The organism is Asanoa hainanensis (genome assembly GCF_900188485.1).
Taxonomy (GTDB): domain Bacteria; phylum Actinomycetota; class Actinomycetes; order Mycobacteriales; family Micromonosporaceae; genus Asanoa; species Asanoa hainanensis.
Genome location: NZ_FZPH01000016.1, coordinates 105,550 through 118,559, shown reverse-complemented (window position 1 = coordinate 118,559; position 13,010 = coordinate 105,550). Strand labels below are relative to the sequence as shown.

Annotated in this window: 15 protein-coding genes; 7 read left to right on the top strand and 8 right to left on the bottom strand. The window is 72.0% G+C overall.

Annotated elements, in window-relative coordinates:
- Positions 1 to 26 precede the first annotated feature (26 nt).
- Complete coding sequence (locus CHC05_RS31625) at positions 27 to 1,487, top strand: long-chain-fatty-acid--CoA ligase (RefSeq protein WP_089254289.1); 1,461 nt, start codon at positions 27 to 29, stop codon at positions 1,485 to 1,487.
- Position 1,488: 1 nt separating this feature from the next.
- On the opposite strand, the gene CHC05_RS31620 is transcribed toward CHC05_RS31625, so the two are convergent.
- From CHC05_RS31620 to CHC05_RS31600, 5 genes are all read right to left on the bottom strand, one after another.
- A complete protein-coding gene (locus CHC05_RS31620; RefSeq protein WP_089254288.1) occupies positions 1,489 to 2,568 on the bottom strand; it encodes a cytochrome P450 in 1,080 nt (359 codons plus the stop codon).
- A gap of 39 nt (positions 2,569 to 2,607) precedes the next feature.
- Positions 2,608 to 4,119, bottom strand: coding sequence for a serine hydrolase domain-containing protein (locus CHC05_RS31615; RefSeq protein ID WP_089254287.1), 1,512 nt, complete (start codon positions 4,117 to 4,119; stop codon positions 2,608 to 2,610).
- A gap of 91 nt (positions 4,120 to 4,210) precedes the next feature.
- Positions 4,211 to 4,513, bottom strand: a complete 303-nt coding sequence (locus tag CHC05_RS41780; protein ID WP_089254286.1) for a cupin domain-containing protein — start codon at positions 4,511 to 4,513, stop codon at positions 4,211 to 4,213.
- Between the two features lie 77 nt (positions 4,514 to 4,590).
- Positions 4,591 to 5,034, bottom strand: a complete 444-nt coding sequence (locus CHC05_RS31605) for a nitroreductase family deazaflavin-dependent oxidoreductase (protein WP_089254285.1) — start codon at positions 5,032 to 5,034, stop codon at positions 4,591 to 4,593.
- A gap of 118 nt (positions 5,035 to 5,152) precedes the next feature.
- Positions 5,153 to 6,322 (bottom strand): monooxygenase, encoded by a 1,170-nt coding sequence (locus CHC05_RS31600; protein ID WP_089254284.1) that lies wholly within the window; start codon positions 6,320 to 6,322, stop codon positions 5,153 to 5,155.
- 120 nt (positions 6,323 to 6,442) lie between these two features.
- On the opposite strand from CHC05_RS31600, the gene CHC05_RS31595 reads away from it, so the two are divergent.
- Both CHC05_RS31595 and CHC05_RS31590 read left to right on the top strand, forming a co-directional pair.
- Positions 6,443 to 6,952 carry a sigma-70 family RNA polymerase sigma factor gene (locus CHC05_RS31595; RefSeq protein ID WP_089254283.1) on the top strand — a complete coding sequence of 170 codons (510 nt, stop codon included), beginning with the start codon at positions 6,443 to 6,445 and terminating at the stop codon, positions 6,950 to 6,952.
- Positions 6,945 to 7,817: a hypothetical protein gene (locus tag CHC05_RS31590; protein WP_089254282.1), complete on the top strand. Its 873-nt coding sequence runs from the start codon at positions 6,945 to 6,947 to the stop codon at positions 7,815 to 7,817. Before CHC05_RS31595 ends, CHC05_RS31590 begins: the two co-directional genes overlap by 8 nt.
- 4 nt (positions 7,818 to 7,821) lie before the next feature.
- On the opposite strand, the gene CHC05_RS31585 is transcribed toward CHC05_RS31590, so the two are convergent.
- The gene (locus tag CHC05_RS31585) at positions 7,822 to 8,517 is read right to left on the bottom strand and encodes a DUF4386 domain-containing protein (protein WP_089254281.1); all 696 of its coding nucleotides are present in this window, start codon (positions 8,515 to 8,517) and stop codon (positions 7,822 to 7,824) included.
- Positions 8,518 to 8,680: 163 nt separating this feature from the next.
- Between CHC05_RS31585 and CHC05_RS31580 the strand changes: the two genes are divergently transcribed.
- Complete coding sequence (locus tag CHC05_RS31580; protein ID WP_218824743.1) at positions 8,681 to 10,081, top strand: M20/M25/M40 family metallo-hydrolase; 1,401 nt, start codon at positions 8,681 to 8,683, stop codon at positions 10,079 to 10,081.
- 25 nt (positions 10,082 to 10,106) lie between these two features.
- Here CHC05_RS31580 and CHC05_RS31575 read toward each other — a convergent pair whose 3' ends face one another.
- Complete coding sequence (locus tag CHC05_RS31575; RefSeq protein ID WP_089254279.1) at positions 10,107 to 10,487, bottom strand: VOC family protein; 381 nt, start codon at positions 10,485 to 10,487, stop codon at positions 10,107 to 10,109.
- A gap of 51 nt (positions 10,488 to 10,538) precedes the next feature.
- Between CHC05_RS31575 and CHC05_RS41775 the strand changes: the two genes are divergently transcribed.
- The gene (locus tag CHC05_RS41775) at positions 10,539 to 10,847 is read left to right on the top strand and encodes a hypothetical protein (RefSeq protein ID WP_179266470.1); all 309 of its coding nucleotides are present in this window, start codon (positions 10,539 to 10,541) and stop codon (positions 10,845 to 10,847) included.
- A gap of 55 nt (positions 10,848 to 10,902) precedes the next feature.
- Here the strand turns inward: CHC05_RS41775 and CHC05_RS31570 are convergent, their stop codons facing one another.
- The gene (locus CHC05_RS31570) at positions 10,903 to 11,169 is read right to left on the bottom strand and encodes a hypothetical protein (protein ID WP_089254278.1); all 267 of its coding nucleotides are present in this window, start codon (positions 11,167 to 11,169) and stop codon (positions 10,903 to 10,905) included.
- Positions 11,170 to 11,398: 229 nt separating this feature from the next.
- On the opposite strand from CHC05_RS31570, the gene CHC05_RS31565 reads away from it, so the two are divergent.
- Together CHC05_RS31565 and CHC05_RS31560 are read left to right on the top strand one after the other, a co-directional pair.
- Complete coding sequence (locus tag CHC05_RS31565) at positions 11,399 to 11,848, top strand: response regulator (protein WP_089254277.1); 450 nt, start codon at positions 11,399 to 11,401, stop codon at positions 11,846 to 11,848.
- Positions 11,849 to 11,874: 26 nt separating this feature from the next.
- A complete protein-coding gene (locus tag CHC05_RS31560) occupies positions 11,875 to 12,906 on the top strand; it encodes a D-2-hydroxyacid dehydrogenase (RefSeq protein ID WP_179266469.1) in 1,032 nt (343 codons plus the stop codon).
- The last annotated feature ends 104 nt before the right edge of the window (positions 12,907 to 13,010 follow it).

The window sequence follows — 13,010 nt, the reverse complement described above, 5'->3', positions numbered from 1 at the left end:
CTCGTCGTCCCTGGGGAGGCACCGTCGTGACGTTCAACCTCAGCGTGATCCTTCGCGAGTCCGCCCGCCGCGACCCCGACAAGACCGCCGTCATCTTCGGCGATCGCAAGGTCAGCTTCGCCGAGCTCGACGCCGCCGCCGACCGGGCCGCGGCCGGTCTGCTGCGGCACGCGTCGCCCGGCGACCGGGTGGCGTTGATGCTGCCCAACCGCGTCGAGTTTCTCGAGTGCTACTTCGGGATTCTCAAGGCCGGGCTGGTCGCGGTGCCGATGAACCCGTTGCTGAAGGCCGCCGAGGTCGCGCACATCGTCAGTGACAGCGGCGCCCGCGTGGTGGTCGCCGGCGACCTGTCCGCCGGCGAGGTGCCCGACGGTGTGCCGGTGCTGAACCCGGACCGGCCCGACTATCTCGGCGCCGACGATCCGCTGCCGTACGCGGCCAGCACCAACGCCGACGACACCGCCGTCATCATCTACACGAGCGGCACGACCGGCCGCCCGAAGGGCGCCGAGCTGACGCACTTCCAGCTCTACCTGAACTGCTCGCTTTCCGGCGAGCGGTTCGACAGCGGCCCGGACGACGTTGCCCTCGCGGTGCTCCCGTTCTTCCACGTGTACGGACTGTCCAGTGTGGTCAACGTGGCGGTCCGCAAGGGCGGCACGATCGTGGCCGTGCCCCGGTTCGACGTGGAGCTGGTCCTCGACGCGCTGCACGACCACCGGGTCAGCATCCTGGCCGGCGTGCCGACCATGTACCACGCGCTGCTCAACGCCGACACCGGCGACCGCGACCTGTCGGCGCTGCGGCTCGGCTCGTGCGGCGGCGCGTCCATGCCGGAGGCGGTGCTCAAGGGCGTCGAGGAGAAGTTCGGCATCACGGTGCTGGAGGGTTACGGGCTCTCCGAGACGGGCAGCACGGCGACGATGAACCCAGGCGTCGACGACCGCCGCATCCGCTCGATCGGCCGGCCGATCTGGGGTGTCGACGTGCGGGTCGCGGCGTCGGACGGCGCGGAGGTGCCGACCGGCGAGGTCGGCGAGCTGCTGGTCCGCGGCCACGTGGTGATGAAGGGCTACCACGGCAACCCGGCGGCGACTGCGGAGACCATCCGGGACGGCTGGCTGCACACCGGTGACCTGGGCTACCGCGACGCGGACGGCTTCCTCTACGTCGTCGACCGGATCAAGGACCTGATCATCCGGGGCGGCTTCAACGTCTACCCGCGCGAGGTCGAGGAGGTCCTCTACGGCCACCCGGCGATCGCCGAGGCCGCGGTCGTCGGCCGCCCCGACGAGCGGCTCGGCGAGGAGATCGTCGCGGTCGTCTCGGTGCGCCCCGGCGCCGACCTGGACACCGCGGAGCTCATCGCCTACTGCCGGACCCGCCTGGCCGACTACAAGTGCCCGCGCGAGGTGCGGGTGCTGGAGACGCTGCCCAAGAGCGCGACCGGCAAGCTGCTGAAACGCGAGCTGCGGGCGCGTCTCTGACTCAGCGCGGCCGGACGAGCATCCCGGACCGGGGCCGGGTCGGCGCGCGGTCCAAGGGGATGTCCAGGTCCTGCGGCGGCACCTCGTAGTCCAGCCGCGCCACCCGCACCGCGAGGTCGGACAGCAGCGCGACCGTGGCGGGCTCGTCCGCGGCCGGCGGCACCACGTCGGCCGGGTCCAGCGCGTCGGGCCCGAGGAACCGCCCGGGGTCGAAGCGGTACGGGTTCTTCCACACGGCGGGGTCGTGGTTCGGCCCGTGGAGGTCGAGCAGCACCACAGCGCCGTCGGGTATCGCGTGCCCGGCGAACTCGACCGCGCCGGCCGCCCGCCCGGCGACGAACGGCGCGCCCGGATAGAGCCGGCGGACCTCGTGCGCGAACGCCCGCGCGAACCCCGGGTCGCCGGAGCGCAGGGCGTCCCGGTGCTCGGGCCAGCGGTGCAGGGCGTGCGCGGCGAACGCGACGAGCCAGCAGACGGCGATCGCCGGCCGCGCGATGTCGAGCAGCTCGACGGCCGCGGTCTCCCGGCTGACCAGGTGACCGTCGCCGGCGCGGTGCCGCGCGACGACCTCGAGGGCGGTGGCGCTGCCCGGTGCCTGCGGGCGGCCGTCGCGCACGGTCGCCACGACGTCGGTGAGCCGCCGTTCCTGCCGGCGGCGCGCGGCCCGGGCCCGCCAGCGCCGTGGCCCGGCGGCGTCGGCGGACCCCTCGACCATCGCGACACAGTCCCCGGCCAGGTCGCCGTCCCGCGGCAGCCCCATCCAGCGGGCGACGCCGTCGGCCAGCACGGCGGCGGACTCGTCGAGCAGCGAGACCGACCGGCCCGCCCAGCGGGGCGCGGTGGCGTCCCAGGTGGCCGCGGTCTCACCGACCAGGTCGTGGACCCGGTCGGCGGTGAACAACACGCGCGGCAGCGGGGCGGCACCGGGACGGCGGACCTGCCGCTCGTCGTAGAAGAAGCGGGCGGCGGCGGCCCCGCCGATGCCGAACGCCGGCCGGCCCAGCACGCGGGTCTCGACCACACCGTCGGCGCTCCGGCGGCGGCGCTCCGGTAACCAGGAGTAACCCTTCGTGAGCATCATGCGAACCACCGTTCCCCGCCGGAAACAGTCATAAACCGGTCAGTTCGGACCCACTTCGCGCCGGACCGTCTCGACGCCGGCCACCGCGAGTGTCGGGGTGCCGTCCGGGTCGCGGCGCAGCAGCACGGTCGCGCCGGGCACGAGGCCGTCGGCCATCAGGTACGTCTCGCCGCGTACCCAGCGCAGGTCGAACCGCCGTGACTGCAGGGCCAGGACCAACCGCGACCGGTCCAGCGCCAGCAGGTAGCCGCCCTCGTAGTAGCCGAGCCACGGCCCGACCCGGCGTGGGTCGACCGGGCGCGTCGTGGGGCCCTTGGCGGTCAGCGTCTCGCGCGCCCGGGCCGCCGCCGCGCTGACCTTCGGCGGCACGCCCTCGTTGAGGCCGAACCGGCTGCTGAGGATCAGGTTGAGCACGTACAGGTAGAGGAACAGGCCCGTCGGCTCCGGGTTGAGGTTGTTGAGCACGACCAGGCCGAGGTCGCGTTCGGGCAGGAAGCCGACGTACGCGGTGAAGCCGTCGATGGCCCCGTTGTGCCAGACCAGCGACGTGCCGTCGGTGAACCGTTCGCGGATCCAGCCCATCCCGTAGCCCTGCGCGACCCCGTCCGGGTCCAGGACCGGGTCGATGGGCACGTCGACGTGCGGCCGCCAGCACTCGGCGAGGTTCGCGGCCGAGACCACCCGCCGCCCGGTCACCGAGCGGCCGCGGCGCAGCTGCAGCCGCACGTAGCTGGCCATGTCGTCCAGTGTGGACAGCGTGCCGCCGGCCGGTGCGTAGCTGCCGACCGGGCCGTACGGCAGCACGTTCGTACCGCCGAAGATGTCGACGCCGTTGCCCCGGCTGTAGTCGGCGACCACGCCGCGCGGGTCGTCGGCGATCGTGCTGGTGGTCATGCCGGCCGGTGCGAACACGCGCGTGCGGATCGCGTTGACCCAGGCGGCCGCGACGTCGGCGGGGCGCACGCCCGAGGCGAGCAGCGGCAGGTAACCGCCGGTGGCGTACACCGTGTTGTTGTAGATCCAGCGGGTTTCCGGAGGTGCCTCGACCGGCAGGTTGACGACCTGCTGGAGCAGTTGCTCGGCGGTCGGGAAGCCCTCGTGCAGAGTCGAGAGCGCCGCCGGCTCGCCGATCCCCGTGCCCATGCCGAGCAGGTCGCGCACCCGCAGCGTCCGGGTGAGCTCCGGCGTCGGCGCGCGGAACCCGGACCAGGCGTCGACCGCCCGCTGGTCCCAGCCGATCACGCCTTCGTCCACATAGGTCGCCGCCAGCAGGGACGACATCGACTTGGTGGTCGAGGCGACCAGGAAGTGCGTACGCGGCGAGATGGGCGTCCGCCGGCCCGGGTCGGTGTGGCCGAGCGTCAGGCGGTGCAGCACGCGGTCGGCGCTGACGATCGCCACCGCGGCGCCGACCAGCCGCTCGCGGGCGAACTCCGCGCGGACCTGCCGGTCGAAGTCGGCCCAGGGGAGCGGTGCCGCGCTCGCCGGTGTGCCCAGCGTGCCGGCGCCGGCGGCCAGGCCGAGGGCACGCAGGAGCGTACGTCGTCGCATGGTCTTTCGTTTACCGCAAATGTGGGCAATTCGCCTTGTTCGACACGCGGGAAAGGGCGACCCCGGGAGTCGGGATCGCCGTTCCGTCGCCTTACGGCAGGCAGGTGACCAGCACCTGGGCCCGGAACAGATGGCCGAAGCGCGGGTCGTCGAACACCTCGAAGATCTGGGCCGGTTCGGTGAGCGTGCACTGGCCGTAGAAGCCCATGGACTGCGCCGAGTTGGCGGCGTCGTCCATGGCGCCCCAGATCGCGTTCTCGGCGGTCAGCCCGCGGCCCGCGCCGCAGAAGACGGGGCTGGCCGCGGCCGGCGACGCGGCCAGCGCGACGAAGGCCATCGCGCCGGCCACGACGGCGAGGCCTGCCCCGGCATGCCGGCCTCTGATCAACTTCATTCGATCACTCCTTCCCGCAGCGGAACATGCTCTTTGCCGCGGGGCACGGATCGACTGACGTCGTGGTTCAGGTCCGTTTACGCATCAGCCAGCGGCGTCAGCACGAACAGCGGGATCACCCGGTCGGTCTTCGTCTGGTAGTCGTCGTAGTCCGGCCAGGTCGCGGTCGCCCGCTTCCACCAGGTCGCGCGCTCCTCGCCGGTCGCCTCGCGGGCCACGTAGTCCTTGCGGACCGCGCCGTCCTGCAGCTCGACGTGCGGGCGGGCGACGAGGTTGTGGTACCAGACGGGGTGCATCGGCGCGCCACCCTGCGAGGCGACGACCGCGTACTCGCCGTCGTGCTCCACCCGCATCAGCGGCGTCTTGCGGATCTTGCCGGTCTTCGCGCCGACCGAGGTCAGCAGAATGATCGGGCGGCCACGCAACGTGTTTCCTTCGGCACCCTGGGTGCTCTCGAACAGCTCGGCCTGCGTGCGGGACCAATCGCTGGGGCTGGGGGCGTACTCACCGCTCAGGGGCACGGTGTCTCCTTAGCTATGGGGGTAGCCGTGAAGCTACCTCGATTTCGCGTGCGGCTGCCGCCGCCGGGTACGGGGTCGTCCGGCTCGTGCCCCACAGGTTCCAGGAGAAGTGGGCGCGTCAGGATGCGCGCGCCTCGATCACGATGGCCAGGCACATCTCGTCGGCGGTGCCCTCACCCCAGACCACGTAACGCGGCGGGAGCTTGCGCAGCGCCGGTAGTTGCCGGCGCAGGCCGGCGTCGTGGGTGCAGGTCACGCGGTACGTGTCGCCCGGCTCGACTTTGACGCCTTCCCCGACCGGGCGGACGGCCTGGTCGTCGAAGTCGAAGGCCGGCACGTCGAGCAGCGTACGCGCGCGCGGTGTGCCCGGGTTGAGCTCGACCTTGATGGACCGGCCGAGCAGGTGCATGTGCCCGCCGACGCCGTAGAGCGTGGCCGACCGGAAGACCCGACGCGTGCACGACTGGGTCGGCCCCGGCTGGGGAGCGCCGCCGCAGAGCCGGGTGAGGCCGTTCGCCCGCTGGCCCGCCTGCTCGCCGAACCGGCGGACCACGTCGGCGACCGCGCGGTCCCGGTCGCAGAGCGGACCCTGCTCGCCCGCGGCGCACGGCAGCTCGATCGGCGCGGGCACCAGCGTGGTGTGCAGCGGGGTCAGGTTGCCGCCGGCCAGCCGCAGCCGGATGCCGGACCGGTCGGCCCCGCCGGGCTTACCGCCGGTGCCGAGGAGGCTGTAGTGGATCTGCATGACCAGCAGGCTGCCCGGGCTCAGCTCGAAGCCGACGCCCGGCGGGTAGACGGACTCGCCGACGCCGGGCGCCCAGCTCGCCACCCATGCCGGGTCGTCGCCGATGCCGGCATCGCCGAAGCACTGCCAGCCGTCGCCGTCGGTGGCCGCGTCGTGTGCGCGTACCCGGTCGGCGTCCTCGGCCGGGATCTGGAAGAAGATCGCGTGGTGCACGATGTCGCGGTTCTGGGGCCGGAACTCGCTGCCGGTCAGGTACGCGGTCTCGGTGAGCTTCGGGTCGACGACGAAGCACCGGTACTCGTCGGCGTCGTCGCCGGGCGGGTCCGGAGTGAACGGTCGCGCCAGCCCGGTGTCGACGAACCGCTCGCCGCCGCGCAACGGCTGGGCCTTCGCCGGAGATGGCGCACTGTGGCCGCCGTGCGCCGTCGCGGTCTCGGATGGCGCGGGCGCGGGTGTGGCAACCTCGGGTGCGGCGGACCCACAGGCCGCGAGGCCGAGCGCGCAAATGGTCAACACCGCGACGAACCCCAGGCGTCGGGACATGCGCACCAATGTATCCCTAATCGCCCGACGCGGAGTACCCCGCGAATCTCTTTCGCTTCGGGTGCAACCTGGCCCGTCCAAGGCCCGTAAGAAGGGGGACACACAGGGAGGAGGCGGCCGGTGCGCGACGCGCCCAGCTTCGACGAGTTCTACCGGGCGACCGCGGCGCGAACGCTGCGGTACGCGGTAGTCGTCGTGGGGGACCACGGGGAGGCCCAGGACGCGGTGCAGGAGGCGTACGCGCGTGCCTGGCGGCGATGGGAGACGGTGGCCGACCATCCGGCCCCGGAGGCCTGGGTGCGCCTGGTGATCAGCCGGCTGGCCACCGACCGCTGGCGGCGGATCGGCGGGCTGGCGGGTGCGCTGCGGCGCAGTGGCCCGCCGCCGACCGCGCCGCCGCCCAGCGAGAACACCGTCGTGCTGGTCGCCGCGCTGCGCGGCCTGCCGGCCAACCACCGCCGGGCACTGGCCCTGCACTACCTCTGCGACCTGTCCGTCGAGCAGATCTCGGCGGAGACGGGCGCGGGAGCGAGCACCGTGAAGTCGTGGCTGGCCCGAGGCCGGGAACGGCTCGCCGCGGTGCTGACCGAAACCGAAGCCGACGCGAGCCTGGGGGTACGTGATGCGTGACCTCGAGAGCCGATTCGCGGAGTTCGCGGGGGACGTGGACGCGCGAGGCCTGACCAATCCCGCCGACCTGCGCCGCGGCGCTGACCGCCGGGCCCACCGCCGGATGGCGGTGCTCGTCTCGGCCGGCGCGGTGGTGCTCGCCGTCGCGGGCGCCGGCGTGTTCCGCGGGGCATCGTCGGCGCCACAGCCGATCATCCCGCCGCCGGTCCTGCCCACGACGAGCCCGAGCCCGTCGCCGGCGCCGTCGGCCCCCACCGGGACCCCGAGCGCGTCGAGCCCGACCTCGGTGCCACCGTCCAACGTGCCGCCGCCGGAGCCCGTGACGTCGATTCCCACCCGGGCGTTCTTCGCGTTGCCCAGCAACCGGGTCAAGAAGTCCATGGAGCCGATCGCGCTCCTCGAGCAGCAGGAGGTGCCGGTGTTCTGCACGAACACCTTCACCACCGACTCGAGCGTGACCGCGCGGCGCGGCCGGCAGAGTTTCCACCTCGGGCCGGGCGACCCGCAGGACTACGTGCCGCGCGGCGCGGTCTCACAGACGATCTCCGCCTACCGGCCGGGCGGCGCCGAGCGCGCCATGGACCGGCTGCGGGACGAGCTCGCCGACTGCGAGTCGTACACGGTCGATTCGATCACCTACACCCTGGAGACCCTGAACCCGCCGGAGTACGGAGACGAGACCATCCACGTGGTCCGGCACAGCGAGACCGAGTACGGCAAGGACGCCGGCCAGTACCTGTTCATCCGCGTCGGCGACATCGTGACCGTGGTCCACGACACCATCTGGGAGGGCGGCGAGGCCGACCTGGACGACGTCCGGCTCTTCGGCCGGCTGGCGGTGGAGGCGATCGAGGACTGGCGCTGACGCCTCAGCCCGCGACCGGCGTCGGCGTCGGGACGGTTTGGGTCTTCGGTTGCTGCCTCACTCCGCGGACGAGCAGGTAGCCGACCATCCAGAGCTCGCCCACGGCGGCGGGATACGTGAGCGCCTCGGCGACGGCGGGCGCGTCCGGAGCGAGGTATCTGACGAACGCGCTGAGCACATAGCCGACGCCACCGGTGACGAGGACCCAGCCGAGGATGCGGGGCATCCAGCCCGACCGCAGCACGCACCAGCCCATGGGGAGCAGCCACAGTCCGAAGAACACCGCGCCCACGCCCCAGAGGCTTTCGCTGACGAGGTGGAGCAGCTGCACGTTGGCCGCCCCGTCGCCGACCGGGTCTCCCGACACACCGACAGCGGTGGCCAACACCGCCGCGCTGACGAGGCCGACGGTCGCGCTGACCAGGCCGAAGGCGGCGATCCCGCTCGCGGCGAAGGAGCTCACGGAGCGGAACAGGCGGTAGAACCAGACCGCGGCGAGGGTCTGGGTGACGACCATGCCCAGCTCCAGGGCAACGCCGGCGCGGGCGAGCGACTCGTGCGCGACCAGGTTGGCCAGCGTCGTCTGGGGGTCGTCGGCGAAGAGCCGCGGGCGGACGAGCAGGAGCCCGAGCATCCCGGTGATGGCGTTGCCGAGATAGCAGAGGCCGGCCAAGCGAGCGGTACGTGTCAGCGCGTGCATCGTGACTCTCCTTCGCTCGATGTAAGAAAAACTTGACACCTCGAAGGTAAAATAATGCCGACACGAGGTCAAGAATTCTTTACCGTGTGGTCGCTGTTCCTCGGGCGTGTGCTGTCACACGCCCCCTCGCCTTCCGTCCGTCGACCGGAATACGGTGATCAGAGTGAACTTCGAGAAGGTGCGGGCCGCGGTCGCTCGCCAGTGGGCCGACGACGTGCTGCCGAGCCTGTCCGGGTTGATCGAGATTCCGGCGGTGTCCCCGGCCTACGACCGCCTCTGGAGCGAGCACGGGCAGCTCCGCGCGGCCGCCGACCACATGCGTGACTGGGCCCTGCGCATCGGCCTGCCCGGCCTGCGCGCCGATGTCGTCGAGGCCGACGGCCGCTCCCCGTTGCTGGTCATCGAGATCCCGCCGTCCGGCGGCGACGGCACCACGCTGATCTACGGTCATCTCGACAAGCAGCCGCCGCTCGGCGACTGGTCCGACGGTCTCGGTCCGTGGCAGCCGGTGATCCGGGGCGACCGCCTGTACGGGCGCGGCGCCGTCGACGACGGCTACTCCGGCTACGCGGCGCTGGCGGCGGTCTCCGCCCTGCGCGCGGCCGGCGGCTCCCACGGCCGCGTCGTCGTGCTGCTGGAGACCGCCGAGGAGTCCGGCAGTCCCGACCTGCCCGCGTACCTCGACGACCTCGCCGACAGCCTCGCCGACGTCTCCCTGGTCGTCGGCCTGGACTCCGGCATCGCCGACACCGACCGCCTCTGGCTGACCACGAGCCTCCGCGGCGCCCTGGTCGCGACGGTCACGGTCACGGTCGCCGACGCGGCCGTCCACTCGGGGATCGCGGGCGGCATCCTGCCCGAGCCCTTCCGCGTTCTGCGGCAGCTGCTCGACCGCATCGAGGACAGCGCCACGGGCGCCTTCGTCCTGCCCGAACTGAACGCGCCCATCCCGCCGGAACGCCGCACCGAGGCGGCGACGCTGGCCGCACTGCACCCGCAGGTCGCCGCGCGCTTCCCGCTGCGCTCGCGTGCGGCCGACGACAGCGACACGGAACTGATCCTCAACAACACGTGGCGTCCGACCATGACGGTCATCGGCCTGACCGGCCTGCCGCCGACCGAAGGCGCGTCGGTCCTCCAGCACGGCAGCGTCGCGGTCCGGCTGGCCCTGCGACTGCCCCCGACGGTCCGTTCCGCCGACGCGGCTGACGCCGTCACGCGGGCACTGACCACGTCCGTCCCGTACGATGCGATCGTCGAGGTGACCGACCTGATGTTGATCGACGGCTGGAACGCCCCGAGCATGGCCCCGTGGCTGGAGTCGGCGCTGGCCACGATCGGCGACGAGGTCTTCGGCCGCCCACCGGCGGGAATCGGCCTGGGCGGCGGCATCCCGTTCATCGAGCTACTGGGCCGCCGCTACCCCGACGCCCAGTTCGTGGTGACAGGAGCGGCGTCGACGGAGTCGAACATGCACGCCCCGGACGAGTCCCTCAACCTCCCGTACGCCCAGCGCCTCACGGAAGCGATCGCGGCCCTGCTGAACGCCAACGCCACCCGCTGACCAACGGCGATCGTCGCGGTGCCGGTCAGGGTGCGTGGAAGGGCTCGGGTTCGGCGGGGATGCGCTTGGCCATGAGGCAGAACTCGTTGCCTTCCGGGTCCTCCAGGACCACCCAGGAGCCGCCGCCCTGGATGGCGGAGCGACGGGCGCCGAGGGCGAGCAGCCGCGCCAGCTCCTCGGCCTGGTCGCCGTCCGTGGGGCAGACGTCGAAGTGCAGCCGGTTCTTGGTCGACTTGGCCTCGGGCACGCGGATGAACAGGATGTCGGGGCTGACGGTGGCGCCGCGGATGGCTACGCCGGTGTCGTCGCGGGCGAAGATCCGGTAGCCGAGGACGCCGGCCCAGAAGCTCGCGAGCAGCTCCGGGTCCGCAGAGTCGATCACGATGTCTCCCACCCGGCTCGTCATGCGCGGCAGCCTAGCGGTAGTGCGTACGCGGTCGTGCCCGACGATGGCGACGTGGCAGGCCCGGAAGGGTTCCTGACGCTCGAGCATCAGCAGCGCGACGGGCTGCGTTGCTATGTGGTGCGGGCCGACGAGGCAGGTCTGCCTGGTCCGGTGTGGCCGGGCCTGTGGGAGCAGGAATATCCGGAAGAGGCGACTCCCGCGTACCAGGTCGAGACCTCGGCGGGCTTTTCGAGCTGGTCAGCTTTCGGCACCTCACCGACCTCGACCTGGCCGGGTCGGGCGACGCCACCTCCGAGCTCACGCCGTTCGCCCTGCACGGCCCGGACCAGCCTGCTCGCGTCACCCCACACCACGAGTTGACGGCCGCCCCTGATGGCATCGCACTGACGGAGCTGCGCCCGAGACCGACGCGGGATCAGCAGGTGCCGAAGGTCATCTGCTTGTAGCCGACATGCCACTGGCCGAGGTAGTTGATGTCGACGGTGGTGCCTCCGATGCCCACCGAGTTGCTGTCCCAGATCGGAACACCGCTGAAGGTGTACACGACGAAGTTTCCGTCGCTCTGATAGATCGCGTACGTCGAGTTCCACCCTCGCCCGGCGGTGTTCGAGGCCCAGCAGACCTTGGCCGTGTTGTGGCTCGGGGAGCCCTTGTACAGAACGAGGTTCGTGTCGAGCTGCATGATGAGCCAAAATGTTCCCGAGCCGTACGTCGTCTCGATGTACTGGCCGGGGTAAAGCGTTCCGCCCCGGCGCAGGACGGTCCCTACAGTCTCGGCCGACGCCGGGTGCCTCGTCCGTGCGGTGCGTGCGAGCACGCCGGGGGATAGTGGTGGTCCGCTTGCGGTCGTGCAACCATGTCGGCATCGGCTCGGCCGTTAGCGTCGTGTACCACCGAACGAAGGGCCGATCATGGCCAGTGACCAGTCGTTGCTCCAGGTGCTCGTGGTCGAGGACGACCTTGGCGACCTCGCGCTCGTGGAGAACGCCTTCGCGGACCACAGCGTCTCCAGCAGGCTGCATCACGTGGCCGACGGCGCCGACGCTCTGGCCTTCCTGCGGCGCGAGAACGGGTTCGCGGACGCGCCGCGGCCCGACCTGATCCTGCTCGACCTCAACATGCCGCGGGTCGACGGGCGGCAGGTGCTCGACCAGATCAAGCACGACGACGACCTGCGGTCGATCCCGGCGATCGTCTTCACGACCTCCGCGGCGACCCCGGACATTATGGCCAGCTACCGGTCACACGCGAACGCGTACGTCACGAAGCCCATCGATCTCGATGACTTCGACCGGGTGGTCGCCGAGATCCGCAACTTCTACGGCCAGATCGCTTCGCTGCCTCGTACCGCGTCTTCGTAGGGCGTGGCGACGCTACGGTCCTGATCATGTCCGCGCGGCTCGGCGTTCTGATCGCCACCTACCTCGAACCAGATCTGGTCCAACGCATCGTCGATGTGGACCCGAGGATCGACGTCAGCTACGAGCCGGACATCGTGCCGGTGCCGCGCTACGTCTGCGACCACACCGGCACCCCGCGCGAGCTCAGCCCGGCCCAGCAGGACCGCTGGGAGCGGGCCCTCGCCGGCGCCGACGTGTCGTTCGACTTCGACTGGCAGGCGCCCGCCGACCTGCCGGCCCGCGCGCCCGGGCTGCGCTGGGTCCAGGCGACCAGCGCCGGCATCGGCGGCTTCGTCCAGCGTACCGGGCTGGACCGCACCGGCCTGACCTTCACCACCGCGGCCGGCATCCACGCCGTCCCGCTCGCCGAGTTCGCGGTGCTGGGTGCCCTGCACTTCGTCAAGGGCGTGCCGCACCTGGCGGCGCAGCAGGCCGCGCACCGCTGGCAGCGCTACACCACCAGCCGGCTGGCCGGGCGCACCGTCACCGTGGTCGGGCTCGGCGGGATCGGCCGCCAGGTGGTGGCCAGCTTCGCCGCCCTCGGCACCCGGGTGCTCGCCGTCGGCCGCCCGGGCCGTGACTACCCGGTCGACGCCGCCGCCAGCGTGCACTCCACCGACGAGCTCGACGACCTGTTGCGCTGGACCGACGTGCTGGTGCTCTGCACGCCGCTGACGGAGTTGACCGACGGGCTGCTCTCGGCGGAGCGGATCGCCAAGCTCAAGCCCGGCGCGATCGTCGTCAACATCGGCCGGGGCCAACTCCTCGACGAGACCGCCCTCGTCGCGGCGCTGCGCGGCGGCGCGCTGGCCGGCGCCGCGCTCGACGTGTTCGCGACCGAGCCACTGCCGGCCGAATCGCCCTTGTGGGACCTGCCCAACGTGCTCGTCTCGCCGCACTCGGCGTCCACGGTGGACACCGAGAACGCGGCCATCACCGACCTGTTCTGCGAAAACCTGCGGCGCTACCTCGACGGCCGCGAGCTGCGCAACGTCTACCAGCGGGAGTTGGGCTACTGACGGACCTGACCGACCTGTTCCGCAGCAGCCGGCTACCGGGTCGACGCGGGCGGGCGGGTTCCTGCTGTAGCGTGCGGGCCATGCCCGGCTTCTCGCGCACGCGC

Bases quoted from the DNA above. Each gene is read 5' to 3' on its own strand.
- CHC05_RS31620 (WP_089254288.1), bottom strand. From the start codon at position 2,568: ATGATGCTCACGAAGGGTTACTCCTGGTTACCGGAGCGCCGCCGCCGG.
- CHC05_RS31615 (WP_089254287.1), bottom strand. From the start codon at position 4,119: ATGCGACGACGTACGCTCCTGCGTGCCCTCGGCCTGGCCGCCGGCGCC.
- CHC05_RS41780 (WP_089254286.1), bottom strand. From the start codon at position 4,513: ATGAAGTTGATCAGAGGCCGGCATGCCGGGGCAGGCCTCGCCGTCGTG.
- CHC05_RS31600 (WP_089254284.1), bottom strand. From the start codon at position 6,322: ATGTCCCGACGCCTGGGGTTCGTCGCGGTGTTGACCATTTGCGCGCTC.
- CHC05_RS31590 (WP_089254282.1), top strand. From the start codon at position 6,945: ATGCGTGACCTCGAGAGCCGATTCGCGGAGTTCGCGGGGGACGTGGAC.
- CHC05_RS31585 (WP_089254281.1), bottom strand. From the start codon at position 8,517: ATGCACGCGCTGACACGTACCGCTCGCTTGGCCGGCCTCTGCTATCTC.
- CHC05_RS31575 (WP_089254279.1), bottom strand. From the start codon at position 10,487: ATGACGAGCCGGGTGGGAGACATCGTGATCGACTCTGCGGACCCGGAG.
- CHC05_RS31570 (WP_089254278.1), bottom strand. From the start codon at position 11,169: ATGCAGCTCGACACGAACCTCGTTCTGTACAAGGGCTCCCCGAGCCAC.
- CHC05_RS31565 (WP_089254277.1), top strand. From the start codon at position 11,399: ATGGCCAGTGACCAGTCGTTGCTCCAGGTGCTCGTGGTCGAGGACGAC.
- CHC05_RS31560 (WP_179266469.1), top strand. From the start codon at position 11,875: ATGTCCGCGCGGCTCGGCGTTCTGATCGCCACCTACCTCGAACCAGAT.